Raw genomic sequence first — 20,516 nt, forward strand, 5'->3', positions numbered from 1 at the left:
ATGGCTGCCGTGTACACCACCTGGGGGACCGCGACCGACACCGGACGCGTGCGCACCCTCAACGAAGACGCCCTCCTGGCCCTGCCCCCGGTGTTCCTCGTCGCCGACGGCATGGGCGGGCACGAGGCCGGTGACGTCGCCAGCCGAGTGGTCGTCGAAGAGTGCTCGGTCCTCGTGGGCCGCACCTCCGTGACCATCGAGGACGTCCAGGACTGCCTCGAGCGCGCCGTCGCCCGCATGCACGACATCCTCGGCGACCGCAGCGGCGGCGCGACGGTGGCCGGGGCCGCCGTCGCCACCCACGAGGGCGCGCCCTACTGGCTCGTCTTCAACATCGGCGACTCCCGGGTCTACAGGCTCTCGACCGACGGCTTCGCGCAGGTGAGCGTCGACCACTCCGTCGTCCAGGAGCTCCTCGACTCCGGCAGGCTCTCCGAGGACGAGGCCGTCACCCACGCCGACCGCCACGTCGTCACCCGGGCCCTCGCGACAGACTCCTCCTTCGAGCCCGACTACTGGCTGATCCCCGTCGCCCCCGAAGACCGCCTCCTCGTGTGCTCCGACGGTCTGACCGACGAGCTCGACGACGCCGCCCTGCACCGCATCCTCTCGACCGAGGCCGACCCCCAGGCCGCCGCCGAGTCCCTCGTCGAGGCTGCGCTCGCGGCCGGTGGCCGCGACAACGTGAGCGTCGTCGTCGTCGACGTCGCCACGGTCTGGAACCACCTCGGCTCGACCGACCTCACCAACGACCACGAGACGACGGTCAGCCGCGACGAGCACGCGGCCGTCGTCTGGGACGAGCAGAAGCACGGCGCGACCCTGCCCCGCACCGGCGGACCCCGCACGGCCACGGGAGGCCTGCGATGATCGTCCCCGTCTACACCCCGGGCGACTGGGTCGCCGTGGTCACCGACGGCGCCGTCGCGCTGCTCCCGCCGACCATCGACGAAGACCGCCTCACCCAGGTGTGGGACGCTCTGCGCGAGAGCTCCGACCTCACCCACAGCCTCACGGTCCTCGCCCGCGGCGGCCTCGTGGGGCTGCCGCCCTTCGCGCTCGTCTCGGTCGTCGACGGGCACGTGCGCGGGTTCCTGCGCGGCGACGTCAGGCTCTTCACGGCCGACGCCGACGGCACCCACGAGCACTCCGCAGCGCACGTGGCCACCTGGGCCGAGATCAACGTCGCCGACGCCGGCGCCGTGACTGTCGCCGTCCCCGCCGAGGTCGCCCCCGAGCGTCGCGGACCCCGGATGCCCGCGCTCGCGGCCGTCGTGCGGGCCTCGAGCGTCGAGGTCAGCCTGCGTGCGGGCGTCGAGGCACCCTCACCCGTCCCGCCGGCCCGCGAGCCCGCGGCCGGGGCGCCGGCTGCCTCCGAGACGACCACCAAGGACGGGCTCGACGCGGACGCCCTCGACGGGGAGCAGCCCCTCGACCCGAGCATCCCGGTCCCCGGCCGCGCCGCCCGGCGTGCCCTGGTCACCGACGAGCCGGTCGCCGGTGCCCGGACCAGCCACGCAGCGACAGCCCCGGCGGCACCACAGCCGAGCCCTGACCCGGTCCGCGACGCCGAGCGTGCCCGCGAGTACGTCGCCCGCCGGGCCCGCGCGACAGCCGCCCAGGCACCGCTCCGCGACAGGTCGTCGGTCCCCGACGCAGCCCCGGCGACCTCGCGCCGCGGCTACGACGCCGCGCGCCGCGCGGAACCCGTCGTGGTCCCCGCGACGTCGGCGACCTCGGCCTCGCCCCTCGTGGCGCGCGCGGACGAGGTGGCACCGCCGCCCCCGCCCGCGACCTCTGTGCCGGTCGTGCCGACGGTCACCCCCGAGCCGGTGCCTCCAGCAGCACCCGCGCCCGCAGCTCCTGCGCCGGGCGGCCTCGACCACGCGTTCGTCGACCCCACCTTCGCCGAGATGACCGTGGTCCCGGCCGCCGAGCCCGAGCCCGTCGCGCTCGAGCTCACAGGGCCCGACGTCTCTGCGCTCGTCGACGACGACGACAGGTACGGCAGCACGGTGCTCTCGACGAGCCTCGTCGAGATCCGTCGGCAGATGAACAACCGCGAGCCGGACGCCCTCCCCGGGCCCTTCCCCGTGCCCGCGGTCCCGAGGGTCCACAAGATCCGGATGTCCTCAGGGCTGCTCGTGCCGCTCGACCGCGCGGTGCTCATCGGGCGTGCGCCCGTGGTCTCGCGCGTCGCCGCGCGCGACCTGCCCAGGCTCGTCACCGTGGTCAGCCCGAACCAGGACATCTCGAGGACCCACGCCCAGGTGCACACCGACGGCGAAGACGTCCTGGTGACAGACCTCAACTCGACCAACGGCATGCTGCTCACCGAGGCCGGCCACCCGCCGCGCAGGCTGCGGTCCGGCGAGCCGACCCCGATCGCCCCGGGTGCCCTCGTGGACCTGGGCGACGGCGTGACCTTCACGCTGGAGCGTGACAGGTGAGCGCCCGCCGCCAGCCCTCGGTCCCCCCGAAGATCCCGGGCTACGAGTTCGTCCGCCTGCTCGGCATGGGCGGTTTTGCCGACGTCTTCGAGTACCGACAGGAGCTCCCGCGCCGTTCGGTCGCCGTCAAGGTGCTGCTGTCGGGCTCGCTCGACCAGGAGGCCCGCGAGGCCTTCTTCGCCGAGGCCAACGTCATGGCCCAGCTGTCCCACCACCCGTCGATCGTCACCGTGTACCACGCGGACATCGCCTCGGACGGTCGCCCGTACCTCGTCATGGAGTACTGCTCCCGCCCCGGGCTCGGCACGCGCTACCGCATGGAGCGGTTCACCGTCGCCGAGGTGCTGCGCACAGGGATCCGGGTGGCCTCGGCCGTCGAGGCTGCCCACCACCTCGGGATCCTGCACCGCGACATCAAGCCCGCGAACATCCTCGCGACAGACTTCGGCTGGCCGGCGCTGACGGACTTCGGCATCGCCTCGACCCTCGGCTCCTCGGCCGCTGCGACGGGGATGTCGATCCCGTGGGCGGCGCCCGAGCTGCTCGCCGAGCGTCCGACGGGCGACGCCCGCGGCGACGTGTACTCCCTCGGCGCGACCATCTACTCCCTGCTCGTGGGACGCTCGCCCTTCGAGGTGCCCGGCCGCAGCAACAGCCCGGCCGACCTGCTCTCGCGGATCGAGCGCTCGCCGCTGCCCACGATCGACCGCGAAGACGTGCCGCCGGGCCTCTCGGCCGTGCTCGCCCGTGCGATGGCCAAAGACCCGGACCGCCGGTTCCTCAGCGCCCTCGCGCTCGCGCACGCGCTCCAGCAGGTCGAGCGGTCAATGCACCTGCCCGTGACGAGCATCGACCTGTCGCAGGACATCCTCCCGGACTCCTCGGCGAGCCGTGGTGACCTCGGCGGACCGCCCGGCGACGGCTCGCGCGACGACCAGGTGACCCGTCTGCGCCCCGTCGTGAGCATCGACCCCGACGGTGGCACAGGTGGCACAGGTGGCACGGGCGGTGTCAGCAGCTTCGCGTCGCAGGGCGCCCCTGCGCCCTCGACCCGGGCGCAGGCCCGTGCCGCACGACGCACGCAGGCTCCACCACCGCCACCGGCCGACGAAGCCCCGCGCGCCTTCGACGAAGACGCCACGCGTCTGCGACCCATCACGACGATCACCGCGCAGACTGCCGTCCCCGAGCCGGGCCGCGACGCGCGGTCCTGGGGCTCGACCGACGGTGTGCGCACGACGACGGGCGGCACGGCTGCGCGTCGCGGCGACGCGTCACGCGGGCCTGCGCAGGACGCCGCGCAGCAGCACCCCGCAGGCTCGCCGGGGCAGCAGCCGCACGCAGCCCCGCAGTACGTGGACCCGCAGTACACCGGGCCGCAGCACGACGACTCGCTGTACCCGTCGTACCCCTCGTCCCCGTCGTACCCCTCCCACCCGTCGAGCCCGTCGCAGCCTCAGCAGCCCTACCCGCAGCAGGCTCCCTCCGGCTACGCAGGCGCGCCTCAGGGTGCCGCGCCCACTGACAGCCAGCCCGGGGGCGGGCCAGCGGCACCGTGGTACCAGGGCATCGCCCCGGCAGGCCATGGCGGCCAGCCTGGCGCGCCGACCGCCGCACCGGGCTACCCGGCGCCAGGCCAGCAGCACCTGCCGCTCCCGCGCGGTCCGCAGGCCCCGCTCGGCCAGCAGGGTCCCCTCGGTCTGCCCCAGGCCCCCTTCAGGCCGGCGGCCACGGCCTTCTCGCCGACCCCGGCCGAGATCCGGTCGCAGCACTACCGCAAGCCGTCCTCCGACGAAGAGCCCGGACGTCGCGGCCCGCACCGCGGGTGGCTCGTCGGTGCGGGTGCCCTGGTCGTCGCCGCGCTCGTGGTCGTCGGGGTGCTCGCCCTCGGCCGCGGGGCCGACGAGAACCCCCAGGCCGGCGACGACCCCACGTCGACCCCGACCTCCGTCGAGGAGGCCACGGTCCCCGGTCCGGCCAAGCTGACCGGCGTCGACCAGGGGGACGGTTCTGCGCTGTTCACCTGGGAGAACCCCGACGAGAAGGACGGCGACTCCTACGTGTGGCGCGAGGTCGCCGTCGACGGTCAGGGTGACGCACGCCGCACCACCGTGACCCAGGTCGAGGTCCCGCTCGACGAGACCACGGGCGTGGTCTGCATCGAGGTGTCCATCGTCCGCCAGGACGGGCGCGCCTCGACCATGCCCGTGCAGGAGTGCTCCCGATGAGGCTCGGTCGTGGCACCACGCGCGCCGAGCGGGTCCGGTCGACCTCGGCCGTCGTCGCCGGGGTCACGGTCCCGGCGGTCCTCGCGATCATGGCCGTGATCGACCCCGGCGTGAAGATCGCCGAGGTCGACCTCAACGACGGCGCCGTGTGGGTGACCAACCGGTCAGAGCTCAAGCTCGGCCGCTACGACGCGACGGTCCGCGAGCTCAACGGCGGGCTCGTCGCGACAGACCCGTCCTTCGACGTGCTGCAGTCCGGGCAGGACGTCCTGCTCGTCGAGCCCGGCAGGGTCTCGACGGTCGACCCCGCGACCATGGCCCTGACCACCCAGGCCGAGGTCCCCGCAGGCTCGCAGGTCGCGATGGGCGCGGGTGTCGTGGCCATCACCTCGCCCGAGGGTTCGGTGTGGGTGCGGACCATGACGTCCCTCGCCTCGGTCACGAGCGACACCCCGGGTGACATCGACCTGGGCGACGGCGGCATGGCCGTGGTCGACCCCGACGGCCTCGTCCTCGCCCTCGACCCGACCGACGGCACTGTCCACCGGGGCGAGATGGTCGACGGCACGCTCGCCGTGACCGACGCCGGCACCCTCGAGGGCGCGGCCGGTGTCGAGCCTGAGGCCGTCACGGCGGTCGACGGGACTCTCGTCATGCTCGCCGACGGCACGCTCCACGGGGACGGCTGGACGACCGACCTGGTCGACGGCGCCGCCCCCGTCCTCCAGCAGCCCTCGACCTCCGGCGCGTCGGTCGCCGTCGGGACGACCACACACCTGCTCGAGGTGGACCTCCGGTCCGGCGACGTCGCGGTGACCCCGACGTCCGGGCAGGGCACGCCTGCGGCCCCCGTGCGGCTCGGCGACTGCCTCTACGGCGCGTGGGCCAGCCCCACGGGCAGCTATCTCGTCAGGTGCGGCGACGACGAGCCGACCCTCATCGACCTCGAGCGCATGACAGCCCAGAGCACCCCGGTGTTCCGGGTGAACCGCTCGGTCGTCGCCCTCAACGACACGCTCCAGGGCCTCCTGTGGCTGCCCGACGACATGCCGCGCGTCCAGGTGCCCAACTGGGACCAGATCGAGCAGGACGACGACACCACGGACACCGAGGACGAGTCCGACGAGGTCGAGACCACCCAGCAGCAGCTCACCGAGTGCACGCCGGAGTCTGCGGCCCCGGGCGCTGTCGACGACGACCTCGCCGTGCGCCCCGGGCGCTCGACCATCCTCGAGGTCCTCAACAACGACACGGCCGGCGACTGCGGCATCATCGCGATCGACGAGATCGACACGACCACCCTGGACGCCGGCTTCGCGACAGTCGAGACGATCTACGGCGGGCGTGCGCTGCAGGCCGTGGTGTCACCCCAGGCGCAGGGCAGCGCCACCATCACCTACACGATCTCGGACGGGCGCGGGAACAGCCCGCCCTCGACCGCGACGGTCACGCTGCGTGCCTCCGACCCCGACAGCAACTCGGCCCCGGTCGAGCTGCGCACAGGGTCGGTCGAGGTCGAGCAGGGCGCGACTGTCGACGTCGACGCCCTCGCGAACTTCGTCGACCCGGACGGCGACGAGCTCGTGCTGCTCGACGCCGTGACCGACGGGACCGCGACGGTCCGCGCCCGCCAGAACGGCATGCTCACCGTCACGGCCGAGGGGGAGACCCTCGGCCGCCAGACCGTCACCCTCGTGGTGAGCGACGGGATCGAGCAGACGACCGGCCAGGTGGCCGTCGACGTCCGCGCGACGGGGTCGCTCCCGCCGAAGATCGACCCGATCCACGTGGTGACCGAGGCGGGCAAGGACGTCGACGTCGACGTCCTCGAGTCTGTCCACAGCCTCTCCAGGGAGCCCGCCCGCCTCGCGAGCGTCGACGAGCCTGCCGGGACGACGGTCTCGCCGAACCTCGACGACGGCTCTTTCACCTTCACCGCGACCAACGCCGCCACGTACTACGTGCCGTTCACAGTCGTCGCCTCGCCGCAGCAGGCCCAGGGCCTGGTCCGGGTGGACGTCGTCGAGCCGTCGACCGCACCCCAACGGCCCGTCGCCGTGCGCGACCTCGCACCGCTGCCGCGGGGCGGCGAGGTGCTCGTCGACCCCCTCGCCAACGACGTCGACCCCTCCGGCGGCGTCCTCGTCGTGACGGCGGTGTCCGCCGCAGAGGGCTCGGCCCTGCAGGCCGTGGTCGTGGACCACAGGTACGTGCGCATCAGCTCCCAGCGTGACCTCGACGCGCCCGAGACCCTCGAGTACAGGGTGTCGAACGGCTTCGAAGAGGTCGCCGGCGAGATCCTCGTCCAGCCTGTCCAGCCGAGCGGCCTCGACCACCCGCCCGTGCTGCAAGACCTCGAGGCGACGGTCCGCACCACGGGCGTCGTGACGGTGCCGGTGCTCGACAGCGCGGTCGACCCTGACGGCGACGAGATGAGCATCGTCCCGGACCTCCTCGAGACCCTGCCGGCCGAGAAGGGCCTGCTCTTCGCCTCGGGTGACGTGCTGCGCTTCCAGGCCTCGGGCGAGACCGGGACCGTCGAGACCACGTACAGCGTCCAGGACGCCGGCGGCAACGTCACCACGGCGAGGCTGTCGATCTCGGTCCACGCCTCCGACCCTGAGACGAAGGCCGCCCCGCGGCCGCGCGCGCTCACGGCGCGCACCTTCGACGGCGAGACCGTGCGCATCCCTGTGCCGCTGACAGGCATCGACCCCGACGGCGACGGCGTCACGCTGCTCGGTCAGGGCGACTCCGTGCCGAGCCTCGGCCGTGTCGTGGCCGTGGGTGCGGACTACCTCGAGTACGAGGCGTACCCGGGGTCCTACGGGACCGACACCTTCCAGTACGCGGTCGAGGACTGGACCGGGCAGCGAGCCCAGGCGACCGTCCGCGTTGGGATCTCCCCGCGCAGCGTGCAGGGGCAGCCGATCGTGGCGCGCAACGACGAGGCCACCGTCAGGCCCGGGCAGCGCGTCGAGGTGCGGGTGCTCCGCAACGACGTGGACCCCTCGGGCGGAGAGCTCTCGCTCGCCCCCGAGCTCGAGGTCCCCCCGGGTGTCGACGCGCACGTCGACAAGCGGCGTGTGGTCGTCACCGCGCCGGCCGAGCCTGTCGACGCGCTCACGATCGTCTACACGGTCACCAACACGCTCGGCTCGACAGCCCGGGCGACCCTGACCCTGCACGTCGTCGACGACGCCCCGATCGCTGCCCCGATCGCACGCGACGTGACCGTCGCCCCCATCGAGGTGGTCGACAAGACGAGCGTCGAGGTCGACGTGCTCGCCCTCGCCGAGAACCCCTCCGGGCCGCTGAGCGACCTCGAGGTGTCGATCCCCTCGTCGCACTCGGGCGTCGCGCAGGTGATCGGCGACGGGCAGGTCCTCGTCACGCTCACCGACCGCACGCAGACCATCCCGTACAGGCTGACGAACACCCGCCCCGAGGCCGACGGCGTGGGGGCCTACGCCTTCATCGTCGTGCCCGCGCTCGGCGACTTCCCGCCGACCCTGCGGCCCAAGGCCCGCGAGCTGCGCGTCGCCTCGGGTGAAGAGCTGGTCATCTCCCTCGCCGAGTTCGTCCAGGTCGGCACCGGCAAGACCGCGCGCGTCCGCGACGCCGAGAGGGTCTCCGCGACCAACTCCGACGAGGGCGAGCTGGTCGTCGACGACACCACGCTGCGCTACGTCTCGGCTCCCGGCTATGCCGGTCCCGCGTCGATCACCGTCGAGGTGACCGACGGTGCGACCCGCGACGACCCCGCCGCGCGACGCTCTGTGCTGACCCTCCCGATCACCGTCTTCACCGAGGACGAGCGACCGCCGACCTTCACGCCGAGCGAGCTGCTCGTCCCGCAGGGAGAGTCGACGAGCGTCGACCTGCTCGGCTTCACGCGCGGCCCTCAGGGTGCCTCGGCCGAGCAGAAGTACACCTACGAGGTGGTCCAGGCTCCAGGCAACGGGTTCCTCGCGTCGATCACCCCGGGCACCACGCGCCTCGCCGTGAGCGTCCCCGCCGACGTCGCCCGTGGGACGCTCGGCACGGCGACCGTGCGGCTGGGCTACGGCACCGTCGGGACCATGGACGTCCAGGTGACCTTCAAGGTCGCGGCGAGCTCACGCCAGCTCGCGACGCTCCAGGTCCACGAGGCCGACGGCGCTGCGGGCCGCGACGTGACCGTCAACGCGCTCGCCGGTGCGGGCAACCCCTTCAGCGAGCCGCTCACCCTGCTCAGCGCCTCCCCGGCGGTCGCCGGGCAGGGGACGGCCCGGGTGTCGGGCGGCAACGTCGTCGTCCGGCCCGCCGAGGGGTTCACAGGGCTCATGGTGGTCCGCTACCGCGTCCGTGACGTCACCGGCGACCCGCTGCGCGAGGTCGACGGGACCATCCGGGTGGCGGTCCGGGACATCCCGGCGGCGCCCTCTGCGCCGCGGGTCGGCGAGGTGTCGAGCCGCGCGGTCCCGCTCAGCTGGGACGCCCCGGCCACGAACGGCTCGCCGATCACCGGGTACAGGGTCACCCGCTCACCCGGGGGCCAGACGACCCAGTGCGCGACGACAGCCTGCACCATCACCGGTCTCACCAACGGCACCGAGTACACCTTCACGGTCGCCGCGCAGAACGCCCTCGGCTGGTCGGCCGAGTCGCCCGCGAGCGGGCGCGCGACCCCTGACGCCGTCCCCGGCGTCCCCGGGTCGCCGAACCTCGAGCCCGGCGACCGCCAGGTGACCGCGACGTGGGCCGCGCCGGCCAACGACGGCACCCCCGTGACCAAGTACACGGCCGAGCTCTCCGGGCCGCAGGGCATCGTCTCCCGCGAGGTCGCCGGCACGACCATCGTCTTCTCCGGGCTGCAGAACGGCGCGGGCTACACGGTCCGCGTCAGGGCCCACAACTCCGCGACCCCGCCCGAGGGCGGCGCATGGAGCGGCGCGTCCCGCCAGGCGATCCCGGCCGGGCTGCCGGGGACGCCCGAGGTCGGGGCGTCGCGGGTCGACACACCGCTCGGCGGGCAGATCAGGGCCACCTGGACCACCCCTGACGCCAACGGCTCGGCGATCACCGGGTACACGGTCGTCGCCCAGAGCTCGGGCCACCCGACGCTCACGTACCAGGCTGGCGGCGGCGAGACCGGGACGGTCTTCTCCTCGGTCGTCAACGGCGCGGACTACACGATCTCGGTGACCGCGAAGAACACCGTGGGCGCAGGGTCGGCCGGGGTCAGCGCGCCGACGTCGACCTTCGCCCCGCCTGGGGCGCCGGGGCGGGGTTCGACGACCGCAGCATCGGGTAGACCGTTCGGTGACGGTCAGGTGACGGCCTCATGGAGTCCGCCATCGGAGACCGGAGGTGTCGGAGTCGGGATCTCGTACTACGAGTTCGAAGGTCGGCCGGAGCAGATCGGCGGGACATCGCTCACGATCGGTGGTCTGCCGGGCGGGGAGAAGTCTCCTGGTCTGAGGGTCAGGGCTGTGAACAACCGCGGTGCTGCTGGACCGTGGACTGATCTCGCCACGATCGACATCTTCACCGTCGCAGCGACTCCTGCGGTCTCCGTGACGGCAACCGCAGGCTGGTACTCCACCGTGACGGCGTCGTGGCCTGAGCCGGCCAACGGCGGATCCGCGATCACCGGCTACAAGGTGAGATACAACGGCGGGGACTGGACCTCGCTCCCCGCCGGTCAGAGGTCGGTCGAGTACCGCGACATCGTCCCGGACACCGGTGCCAGGGTCGAGGTGATCGCTGTGACCAGCCAGGGTGACAGCGCCGTCGGCGTCGGGACCGGAGTTCCGACCGTGCCCAGGCCGCCCGGAGCGCCTGCTGGTCTGAACGCCGTCCCGACCGCTGACCCGCCGTCGATCCAGATCAACTGGCAGGAGCCGACGATCAACGGCTCTCCGGTGATCGGATACAGCTACCGGGTCTACCGCTCTAACGGTCTGGTACCCGGGTGGCAGGACACGGCTCCGGACGTACGTTCCGTGACGGTCACCTCAGGCATCTCTGAAGGGGACTGGGTGGTCGAGGTCTCGGCGCGTAGCGACCGCGGGCGCGGTGACGTCGCGTCGACCTCTGTCCACGTCGACCCTGCAGCGACACCAACCCCGACCAACCCTGGCGGCTAGACCAGACGCGCGCCGCGCGTCCCGCAGCGGCCCCGGCCGACCGGCCATGATGACGTCCGACAGACCAGCAGCCTCGCTGCCCCCGACAGAAAGCGGCACCTCCCGATGACCTCGAACGCGACGCCGGGCCCCATGACGGCCGAGCAGGCGGCCTGGTTCGCCCAGACCTTCAGCACGCTCGTCGACAACGTCGGCGTGGCTGTCCTGGGCAAGACGCACGTGGTGCGCCTGACCCTCACGGCCATGCTCGCCGAGGGTCACATCCTGCTCGAGGACGCCCCGGGCACGGGCAAGACGATGCTCGCCCGGGCGCTCGCCGCGACCGTCGACGGCACCCACCACCGCATCCAGTTCACGCCCGACCTCCTGCCCTCGGACGTCACGGGTGTGACGATCTACGACCAGAAGACGAGCGTCTTCGAGTTCCACAAGGGCCCGATCTTCGCCTCGGTGGTCCTCGCTGACGAGATCAACCGGGCGTCCCCGAAGACGCAGTCGGCGCTCCTCGAGGTCATGGAAGAGTCGCGGGTCACCGTCGACGGCACCTCGTACCCGGTCGGTCGTCCGTTCATGGTCATCGCGACTCAGAACCCCATCGAGCAGGCCGGCACGTACCGCCTGCCCGAGGCGCAGCTCGACAGGTTCCTCATGAAGACCTCGCTCGGCTACCCCGACCACGCGTCGACGGTCCAGATCCTCGCAGGGTCGGCCGCCCGCGACCGGACGTCGGCCATCACGTCGGTCATCACCTCGGCGGCTGTCGCGAGCATGGCCGACCTCGCGGCCACCGTCTACGTCGACACGTCGATCAACGACTACGTCGCCCGCCTCGCCGAGGCCACGCGCACCGACGCCGAGACCCGCCTGGGGGTGAGCGTCCGCGGGTGCCTCGCGCTCGTGCGCTGCGCCAAGGTGTGGGCCGCCGCCCAGGGCCGTGCCTACGTCATCCCGGACGACGTCAAAGAGCTCGCTGTCGCCGTCCTCTCGCACCGCCTGGTGCTCGACGTCGAGGCCGAGTTCGCGGGTGTGACCCCCGAGGAGATCGTCGAGAGGATCCTCGGCGAGACCGTCCCTCCGACGGAGCGGGCCGTCTGACGTGAGCGGACCCGCAGCCCTCGGCGGCAGGAGGGGCTCGACAGGTCGTCTCGCGCGCTCCGCCGTGCGCGGGGTGCGGGCCAGGACCGGAGGCCTCACAGGCCTCGGGTGGGGCATGGTCGTGGCCGCGGCGGTCACGCTCGTCGTCGGCCGCCGCTACGGGTGGGCCGAGCTCGTCGTCGCCGCCTGCGTGCTCGGTGTCGCCGTCCTCGTCTCGGCCGCGATGACCGTCGGGCGCTCGCACTACGCGGTCGACGTCGACCTCGCCGACGACGCCGTCACCGTCGGCGAGCGCGCGATGGGTCGGATCGAGGTGCGCAACGTCGGGCGTCGCCGTCTGCTCCCGGCCCGCATCGAGCTGCCCGTGGGCATCGGCTCGGCGAGCTTCGCGCTGCCCAGCATGGCCGCAGGCGCCGTCCACGAAGAGGTCTACGCGATCCCGACCACCCGACGTGCCGTCGTTGTTGTCGGCCCCGTCCGCTCGGTCCGTGCCGACCCGCTCGGCATCGCGCGCCGCGAGGTGCTGTGGACCGACCCCGTCGAGCTCTACGTCCACCCTGTCACCGTGTCGCTGACCGGGACCCGCGCCGGGCTGCTGCGCGACCTCGAGGGGCAGTCGACCCGCAGCCTGTCGGACGACGACATGTCCTTCCACGCGCTGCGCGAGTACATCCCCGGGGACGACCGCCGCAGCATCCACTGGCGCACGAGCGCCCGCACCGGCACGCTCATGGTCCGCCAGTTCGAGGACACCCGCCGCACCCACACAGCCCTCGCCGTGTCGACAGACGCCGAGGACTACCGCCACGAGGACGAGCTCGAGCTCGCCGTGAGCACCTTCGCGTCGCTCGGCACGCACGTGATCCGCGAGGGCCTGGAGATCACGGCGCTCGCCGGGGACCAGCGCCTGCGCACCCAGACACCGCGCCGGTTGCTCGACGACTGCTCCGCGCTCGTCGCGGCACCGCGGGCCGCCGACGCCCACGACCTCTCCAGGGTCGTCGCGCGGAACGCGCCGTCGGCCTCGATGGCGGTCGTCATGACGGGGACCGTGCCGACGAGGGCCGACCTGCGCACCAGCTCGTCCCATCTGCCTCCGGGCCTGCGGACGGTGTTCGTCCAGTGCGACCCCGGCGCCGAGCTGAGCCTGCGGACGCAGGGCACGCTCTCGGTGTCGACCCTCGGGACCGTCGAGGACCTCCCGCGGCTCTTGCGCCAGCTGGTGACAGGATGACCGGCCTGCTGGGCGCGACCCGCCCGCCCGAGACGACGACAGACACCCAGGGGCGCAGCATCCGGATCGTCGGTGCGCCCGCCGGCTCGCGTCCTGCCGCGGGTCTGCTCGTCGACGTCCTCGTGGTCGCCGTCGCCGTCCTGCTCGCCCTGGTCCCGCTCGTGCCCGTCTTCGGTCTCGGTGCCGCGGCCCCGGCGATCGTCGGCGGCGTGGTGGTCGGTGCGGTCCTGGCCGTCGCCGCGGTCGTGCGTCGCTGGCCTGTCGTGGTGACCCTCGCCGCAGCCGTGCTCGCCTACGCCCTGCTGGGCGGTCCGCTGGCTGCCCCCGGGACGACCACAGCCGGTGTGCTCCCGACGGGCAGCACGCTCGTGACCCTCGGGCAGGGTGTCGTGACCTCGTGGAAGCAGGTGCTCACCCTCGAGCCGCCGCTCGGTTCGAGCGGCACAGGGCTCGTCGCTCCCTTCGTGCTCGGGCTCGCCGCTGTGCTCGGAGGCGGCCTGCTCGCTGCGAGCCGGCAGTCCGCCGGCCGCGCCGCGACAGCCCGGCTGCTCGTCGCCGTCGCCGTGCCGCCCGCGGTCCTCGTGCTGTCCATCTTGCTCGGCACGGTCGAGCGGACCCTCGCCGTGGTGGTCGGTGCGAGCATGACGGTCCTGCTCGTCGTGTGGGTGGCGTGGCGACGGGGTGCGTGGCGCCCGCAGCGGGTGCCGTCGCTCGCCGTGCTAGCGGTCCTCTCGATCGGCGGAGGCGTCGCCCTCGCTCCCGTCGTCGCGGGCGACACCCCGCGTTTCGTGCTGCGCAGCGTGATCGTCCCGCCCTTCGACCCGCGCGACTACGCCAGCCCGCTGTCGGCCTACAGGGCCTTCATCAAGGACCAGCGCGAGGCCGACCTGCTGACGGTCGACGGCCTCCCCGAGGACGGGCTCGTCAGGGTCGCGACGATGGACAGCTTCGACGGGGTCGTCTGGAACGTCGTCGGCGACGGCGAGCCGCAGGCCTCGGGCGCTTTCCGCAAGGTCGGCGACGTCATCCCGGTGACAGTCGCCGGGGCCGAGGCGCAGGTCGAGGTCGAGGTCGGCGAGCTGCGCGGACCGTGGCTGCCGACAGTCGGCGAGACCCGACGCGTGACCTTCTCGGGCCCAGACGCAGACCGTTCCCGTGAGGCCTTCCGCTTCAACGACGCGACGGGGACCGGTGTGCTGAGCACCTCGCTCGTGCCCGGGCAGACCTACACCCTGGACGCCGTGGTCCCGGCCCCGGTGACGGACCAGGAGATCGGCGACGCGCAGGCGAGCAGCCTCGCCGTCCCCGCACCGCAGCAGGTGCCCGACATCGTCGTCGAGCGCGCCAAGCAGGTGACCGCGAGCGCGACGTCCCCCGCAGGCGCAGCCCGCGCGATCGAGACGTACCTGCACGAGACCGGCTACTTCAGCCACGGCGACGACTACCCCTCGCTCGCCGGGCACTCGGCGTACCGCATGAACCTGCTGCTGGGTGAGGACCTCATGGTGGGCGACGCCGAGCAGTACGCCTCGCTCATGGCTCTCATGGCGAGCCAGTCCGGGCTGACGGCCCGGGTGGTCCTCGGTTTTGTCCCGTCCGAGGAGCAGCGCGGCGACGACTCGATCACCTTCACAGGTGGTGAGATCCAGGCGTGGACGGAGATCGCCTACGAGGGTGTCGGCTGGGTGCCGTACTTCCCGACGCCCGACACCAACCGGACGCCCGAGACGGCCGACGAGGAGGTGCAGAACGAGCCGCAGCCGCAGGTCGTGCAGCCTCCGCCGCCGCCCGCCGAGCCTGTCTCCCCGCCGTCGGAGGACGCCGAAGACCCGTCGGTGACGACCAACGAGGAGGAGACCGCCGCCGAGGGGAACCTGCGCACCGTCCTGCTCGTGGTCGCCGCCGTCGCCGTCCCGCTGCTGCTCCTGCTCACGCCGTTGCTCGTGGTCGTCGCGCTCAAGGCGCGCCGTCGGCGTCGTCGCCGTCGGGCTGCGACCGCAGAGCTGCAGATCAGCGGCGGGTGGGACGAGGTGCTCGACACCGCGCACGACTTCAAGGTTGCCCCGCCCTCCGACGCCACCCGGCGCGAGGCGTCGAAGGCCCTGCTCGAGACCTTCCCGAAGGCACCCGTGGTGCTGCTCGCCGACCAGGCCGACGCCGCGGTGTTCTCAGCCGACGGTGCTGGTTCCCGGGGGGTGTCGCGCTACTGGGCGGCGGTCGACGAGACCGTGCACACGATCCGCACCCACGGGTCGGCCTGGCGCCGGCTGCGCGGGACGCTCGCGCTCACGTCGCTGCGTCGTCGCCGACGGGCCCGGGCCGAGGCTGCGGCTCCGGCGCCAGCCGACCGAGACGCTCGACGTGCTCGAGCACAGCGCCCTGCACGGCGGGGTGGGCGACAGTCCTGAGGTGCCGGGCCAGGGCGCCGGAGGGGGCACTCAGGTGCGTCAGCTCTGGCCCTTCCTGCGTCGCACGGCGAGCGTGGTGATGCCGAGGACCACCAGCACCCCGGCCGCGAGCAGCAGCGGGGTCGAGCCCGCACCCGTCGCGGAGAGGTCTTCGTCGCGGTAGCGGTCCGAGACCGCGGGTGAGGTGCGTCGGGCTCCGGCGGGGGTGCTCGGACCCTGGCCTGAGCCCGGGGGGACGCCAGCACCCGGGGTCGGGCCCGTCGGCGGCGCAGGGGTCACAGGTGCGGGCGTGTCCGAGGGGGCGACAGTCGGGACAGGTGTCACGGTCGGTGTGTCGGTCGGCGCCGGGGTGTCGGTGGGAGACGGGGTCTCGGTGGGGGTGTCGGTCGGCGTGGGGACGTCGCACACGGGCGCGGTGATCGTGTTGTTGATGAGCGTGACCTCGCCGGTCTGCGCGAGCGCCCGACCCTCGAGCGTGGCCCCCGAGGCCATGCTGATCGACGTCGACGCCATGACGGTCCCGACGAAGTCGGTGCCCGTGCCGATCACGGCGCTCTCGGCGATCTGCCAGTACACGTTGCACGAGGCGGCGTCGCCGAGGAAGGCGACCTCGCTGTCCGTCGCTGTCGTCAGGCCCGAGGTCAGCTGGAAGATGAACACGGCTGCGGGGTTACCCAGGGTGTCGAGGGTCAGCGTCCCCGTGAGCTGCGCGGCCGGGAGCCTGTAGGTGCCGGGGGTGAGGGTCTGACCACCGAGCTCGGCGGGGAGGTTGATGAAGGGCGTGCGGCCCGCGGCGTCGCCGTAGGCGGCGGTCAGGTCTGACTTGGCCTGGAGAGCCACAGCGTCTCCGAGGTGCACCTCGCCGCCGACGATCCCGGGCGGGAAGCCGGGTGCAGTCGTCCCAGGGTGGACACCCAGGCTCTGGCCCAGGACCGACGGACCGGTGTTGGTGACGGTCTCTGCGCCGAGCACAGAGAAGCTCCCGGTCGTGCCGAGCGAGACCGGCGGGTCGGCGGCCTCGGCCGGCAGCTGGTCGAGCACGACGAGCGTCGAGCCGAGGGCCAGCACAGCGACGACGGAGACGGCGAGTACTGGCCGGGCCCCCGTGCCGAGCGCGTGCGGGGATCGGATCGTGCGGTCTCTACGGGCTGCCGTCGTCATGGGGTGTCCTCTCGTAGGGCACCCCCGGAGGCAGACGCCACGGTGGCCGGCCAGCTCGAGAGAGCACCGGCAGCCCATCGGCTGCCTGCCTCGAGTAGAGCACCCTTCTAGGTGTCTCGCGCGGCCACAGACGACGCCGCAGGTCACGGCCTCGGCCGGGTACGGCGGCTCGTAGCCCCGGTGCCTGTCAGATCCGCCACGCTGCCGCGCGACGCCGCGAGCGGACGGCGATGCCGATGACCAGCCCGACGAAGGTCAGCACGAGGGCGATCCCCGCGGTCAGGCGCACCCATGGTGGCAGCCCCCACAGGGTGGCCGTCTCGTCGAGGAGACCGAAGACACCGCTGATGATGAGGAAGGCCCCGCAGAACCCGAGCGCTGCCGCGGCGACCGCGAACCAGACGACCTCTCGCTCCCGCGATCGCGGGGCGAACTGGTCGGCGTACCTGGAGACCGGGCCGAAGGCCTCGACAGGGTCCTCGCCCGACTCTGCGAGGTGGCTCTGGACCTCCCGGACGATCTGCCGAGCGGCCTCGGCGGGCACGTCGCGGACGTCGAGGGCCTCGGCGAGGTCGGAGGCGTACTGCTCGTGCGTGCTCTTGCTCATGACGTGCCCTTCGTCCCGGTGATGATCGCTGTGCTGACCTGCGTGAAGGCGACCCAGTCGGCCCTGTACGCCTCGAGGCGCTCGCGGCCGGCCGGGGTGATCGAGTAGTACTTGCGCCCCGGTCCGCTGTCGCCCTCGCGCCAGGTGGCGACGACGTCGCCGTCCTGCTCGAGCCGGGCGAGCAGCGGGTAGAGGGTGCCGCCCTTGACGACACCCATCCCGCCGTCCGCGAGGCGCTGGGCGACGAGGTACCCGTAGGTCTCGCCCTCGCTCACGAGCGACAGGACGGCGCCGACGAGCGCGCTCCGCAGCCACTCGGCAGGCCATCGCTGTGTCTCCATGAGGTAGATCGTGGCACGACCTAGATGGCGATGCAACCTAGATGGTCGTGCGACCCATCGGACGAGGTGACCTGCGCGGCGCTCCGCCGGTGGGTCCAGGCTGGGCTGTGGTCGGGGGGTGAGAGGCTGCAGGGGTGTCGTCGTGGGGCTCGGCGGTCGTCTAGTCTTCGCTGGTATGGCATCAGAGCAGAGTCAGCCGGAGGCCCGTGACGTGCAGGACCAGGCCGCAGGGGACGTAGCCGCAGGTGAGCAGCCCGTCGGGGTCCAGAAGGCACGCAGCCTGCGCAGGCGCAAGGAGATCGTCGAGGCGGCGATGACGACCTTCGCGAACCGCGGCTTCTACAACTCCTCCCTGGCGGAGATCGCCGACGAGGTCGGGATCTCGGCCGCCGGGATCCTGCACCACTTCAAGACGAAGGACCAGCTCCTCACCGAGGTGCTGCGCACCCGCGACATGGTCGACATCGAAGAGGCCGCCCACGGGCGCGAGCTCGTCGGGCTGGAGTTTCTGAGGCACCTCGTGGACACCGCGGCGCTCAACAGCACCCGGCCGGGCATCACGCAGCTCTACGCGGTGATGTCGGCCGAGTCGGTCACCACGGACCACCCCGCGCAGGAGTGGTTCCGCGGCAGGTACGTGGGGCTGCGGGAGATGGTCCAGAAGGCGCTCGCGCAGGCGCGGGACATCGGCGAGCTGCGCGACGACGCCGACGTCGCCGAGACGGCGATCGCGATCATCGCCGTGATGGACGGTCTCCAGGTCCAGTGGTTGCTGGACCCGGAGACCGTCGACATGGCCGCTGTCACGCACCGCACGATCGACGCCCTCGTCGCCTCGCTCGCCCCCGAGGAGGACTGAGGGCTGGTCAGCCCTTGATCGCCCCCGTGAGCACACCCTTGGTGAAGTAGCGCTGCGCGAAGGGGTAGAGCATGAGGATCGGGATGGTCGCCACGACGATCACGGCCATCTGGAGCGTCTGCCCGGGCGGTGGCGGCTGGTCCGGCGCCTGGATCGAGGTGAGTGCTGAGCCCTGGACCACGTACTGGTTGAGGACCACCTGGATGGGCCACTTCGACGTGTCGTTGAGGTAGATCATCGCGTTGAAGAACGAGTTCCAGTACCCGACCGCGTAGAACAGCGCGATGACGGCGAGCACGGCCTTCGACAGCGGGATGACGATCCGCGTGAAGATGCGCCAGTCGCTCGCCCCGTCGAGACGCGCGGACTCGAAGAGCTCGCTCGGGAGCCCCATGAAGAAGTTGCGCACTACGACCATGTTGAAGGCCGAGATGAGCCCGGGGACGATGAGCGACCAGTACGAGTCGAGCAGCCCGAGTGACCTCACGAGCAGGTAGTTGGGGATGATCCCCGCGCCGAAGAGCATCGTGCACAGCACGAGGACGAGGATCGTCTTGGCCCCGGGCACGTCCCGGGTCCGCATGAGCCCGTAGGCCAGAGTCGTGGTGAAGATCATCGACAGGGTGGTGCCGACGGTCGTGATGCCGATCGACACGAGCATCGCGCGGGTGACCACGTCTCCGCCGAGGATCGACCTGTACGCGTCGAGGGAGAAGGCGGTCGGGAAGAACCCGCCCGACGCGGCGGCCTCGCGCGAGGCGAAGCTCATCGCGATGACGTAGACGAAGGGGTAGAGCATCACGAGCACGATGAGCGCGATGGTGATCGCCTTGAGGAGCTGGACCCCGGGGGACGGCGTCCCCATCCACACGGGTCGCTTGCCGGACGGCCTGTAGACCGGGACCGTGCGGTCGAGCAGGGGCGCTGGCGCCTGCGGTGCTGCTGTCATCAGAACAACCCTCCGGTCCCGAGCCTCTTGGCGAACTTGTTGGCGGCCAGCACGAGGACCGTGCCGATGACGCCCTTGAACAGCCCGGCTGCCGTCGACAGCCCCCAGTCGCCGCCTGCGATGCCGCGGTAGTAGACGAAGGTGTCGAGCACCTCGGCGGCGTCTGCGCCGACCGCGGGCTGCTGGAGCAGCAGCTGTTCGAAGCCGACGGTCAGCACGTTGCCGATGGTGAGGATGAGCAGCAGCGTGATGACGGGGACCAGGCCGGGGAGCGTGATGTGCCACGTCCTGCGGGCAGCCCCGGCGCCGTCCACGGCCGCGGCCTCGTAGAGCTCGTTGGGGATGCCGCTGATCGCGGCGAAGAAGATGATCGTGCCCCAGCCGATGTCCTTCCAGATCACCTGCGAGACGACGAGGGCCTTGAAGGTGTCCGGGTCGGACATGATGTTGACGTTGTCGAGCCCGATGGCAGAGAAGAGCTCGGCCGCTGGTCCGGCACCGCCGAACACCTGCTGCCAGATCGAGATGACGATCACCCACGAGATGAAGTGGGGCAGGTAGACGATCGACTGGACCACGCGCTTGGTGCGCTCGGAGATGAGCGAGTTGAGCAGCAGGGCCAGCAGGATCGGCGCCGGGAAGGCGAAGGCGATCTGCAGGGACGAGATGAGCAGGGTGTTCTTGAGCGCCCCGAGGAACTGCGGGTCGGAGAACATCGCCGTGAAGTTGTCGAAGCCCACCCACTCGGAACCGCCGATGCCCCAGTAGGGGGAGTAGTCCTGGAAGGCGACGACGTTGCCGAGCAGCGGGACGTAGGCGAAGAGCAGGAAGAAGAGCAGCCCGGGGACGATGAAGGCGTAGGTCCAGCGCTCCCGCTTCATGCGGGTCCACACCGATGCCTGCTCGCGCAGGACGTGCTCGAGCCGAGGGTCGTCGCGCCGACGGCGACGGCGTCCCGGCCTGCTGGCCCTGCCGCGCCCGGCCGGTGCGTCGCTCGCCGCCGGGGAGGTGCCGGCCTGTGCCGGCACCCCGTCCTTGGTCACGGACATCGGC

The 20,516-nt window shown here is 72.3% G+C and carries 13 protein-coding genes; 8 read left to right on the forward strand and 5 right to left on the reverse strand.

Annotated features, from left to right (window positions below):
* The 7 genes from SANBI_RS02740 to SANBI_RS02770 all read left to right on the forward strand — a co-directional run bounded on the left by SANBI_RS02740 (position 1) and on the right by SANBI_RS02770 (position 15,546).
* Positions 1-870: a PP2C family protein-serine/threonine phosphatase gene (locus SANBI_RS02740; RefSeq protein ID WP_056136041.1), complete on the forward strand. Its 870-nt coding sequence runs from the start codon at positions 1-3 to the stop codon at positions 868-870.
* Positions 867-2,450: an FHA domain-containing protein gene (locus SANBI_RS02745; protein WP_319158703.1), complete on the forward strand. Its 1,584-nt coding sequence runs from the start codon at positions 867-869 to the stop codon at positions 2,448-2,450. The genes SANBI_RS02740 and SANBI_RS02745 overlap by 4 nt, the downstream gene beginning before the upstream one ends.
* Positions 2,447-4,678 carry a serine/threonine-protein kinase gene (locus SANBI_RS02750; protein ID WP_319158705.1) on the forward strand — a complete coding sequence of 744 codons (2,232 nt, stop codon included), beginning with the start codon at positions 2,447-2,449 and terminating at the stop codon, positions 4,676-4,678. Before SANBI_RS02745 ends, SANBI_RS02750 begins: the two co-directional genes overlap by 4 nt.
* Positions 4,675-10,809 (forward strand): Ig-like domain-containing protein, encoded by a 6,135-nt coding sequence (locus tag SANBI_RS02755; protein ID WP_319158707.1) that lies wholly within the window; start codon positions 4,675-4,677, stop codon positions 10,807-10,809. Before SANBI_RS02750 ends, SANBI_RS02755 begins: the two co-directional genes overlap by 4 nt.
* A 105-nt stretch (positions 10,810-10,914) precedes the next feature.
* Positions 10,915-11,904: an AAA family ATPase gene (locus tag SANBI_RS02760; protein ID WP_228087168.1), complete on the forward strand. Its 990-nt coding sequence runs from the start codon at positions 10,915-10,917 to the stop codon at positions 11,902-11,904.
* Position 11,905: 1 nt separating this feature from the next.
* Complete coding sequence (locus tag SANBI_RS02765) at positions 11,906-13,138, forward strand: DUF58 domain-containing protein (protein ID WP_319158710.1); 1,233 nt, start codon at positions 11,906-11,908, stop codon at positions 13,136-13,138.
* Positions 13,135-15,546 (forward strand): transglutaminase TgpA family protein, encoded by a 2,412-nt coding sequence (locus SANBI_RS02770; protein WP_319158712.1) that lies wholly within the window; start codon positions 13,135-13,137, stop codon positions 15,544-15,546. Before SANBI_RS02765 ends, SANBI_RS02770 begins: the two co-directional genes overlap by 4 nt.
* A gap of 39 nt (positions 15,547-15,585) precedes the next feature.
* Here the strand turns inward: SANBI_RS02770 and SANBI_RS02775 are convergent, their stop codons facing one another.
* From SANBI_RS02775 to SANBI_RS02785, 3 genes are all read right to left on the reverse strand, one after another.
* Entirely contained in the window at positions 15,586-16,707 is a 1,122-nt protein-coding gene (locus tag SANBI_RS02775) for an ice-binding family protein (RefSeq protein ID WP_319158714.1), read from the reverse strand.
* Between the two features lie 187 nt (positions 16,708-16,894).
* Entirely contained in the window at positions 16,895-17,314 is a 420-nt protein-coding gene (locus SANBI_RS02780) for a hypothetical protein (RefSeq protein WP_179912851.1), read from the reverse strand.
* On the reverse strand, positions 17,311-17,655 hold the full coding sequence (locus tag SANBI_RS02785) for a PadR family transcriptional regulator (protein WP_319158718.1): 345 nt from the start codon (positions 17,653-17,655) through the stop codon (positions 17,311-17,313). The genes SANBI_RS02780 and SANBI_RS02785 overlap by 4 nt, the downstream gene beginning before the upstream one ends.
* Positions 17,656-17,830: 175 nt before the next feature.
* On the opposite strand from SANBI_RS02785, the gene SANBI_RS02790 reads away from it, so the two are divergent.
* The gene (locus SANBI_RS02790) at positions 17,831-18,514 is read left to right on the forward strand and encodes a TetR/AcrR family transcriptional regulator (protein WP_319158719.1); all 684 of its coding nucleotides are present in this window, start codon (positions 17,831-17,833) and stop codon (positions 18,512-18,514) included.
* Between the two features lie 7 nt (positions 18,515-18,521).
* On the opposite strand, the gene SANBI_RS02795 is transcribed toward SANBI_RS02790, so the two are convergent.
* Positions 18,522-19,463 carry a carbohydrate ABC transporter permease gene (locus SANBI_RS02795; RefSeq protein WP_319158721.1) on the reverse strand — a complete coding sequence of 314 codons (942 nt, stop codon included), beginning with the start codon at positions 19,461-19,463 and terminating at the stop codon, positions 18,522-18,524.
* Positions 19,463-20,512 (reverse strand): ABC transporter permease, encoded by a 1,050-nt coding sequence (locus SANBI_RS02800; RefSeq protein ID WP_319158723.1) that lies wholly within the window; start codon positions 20,510-20,512, stop codon positions 19,463-19,465. Before SANBI_RS02800 ends, SANBI_RS02795 begins: the two co-directional genes overlap by 1 nt.
* Between the last annotated feature and the right edge of the window lie 4 nt (positions 20,513-20,516).

Origin of the sequence: Sanguibacter biliveldensis (assembly GCF_033798665.1) — a bacterium.
Lineage (GTDB): Bacteria > Actinomycetota > Actinomycetes > Actinomycetales > Cellulomonadaceae > Sanguibacter > Sanguibacter inulinus.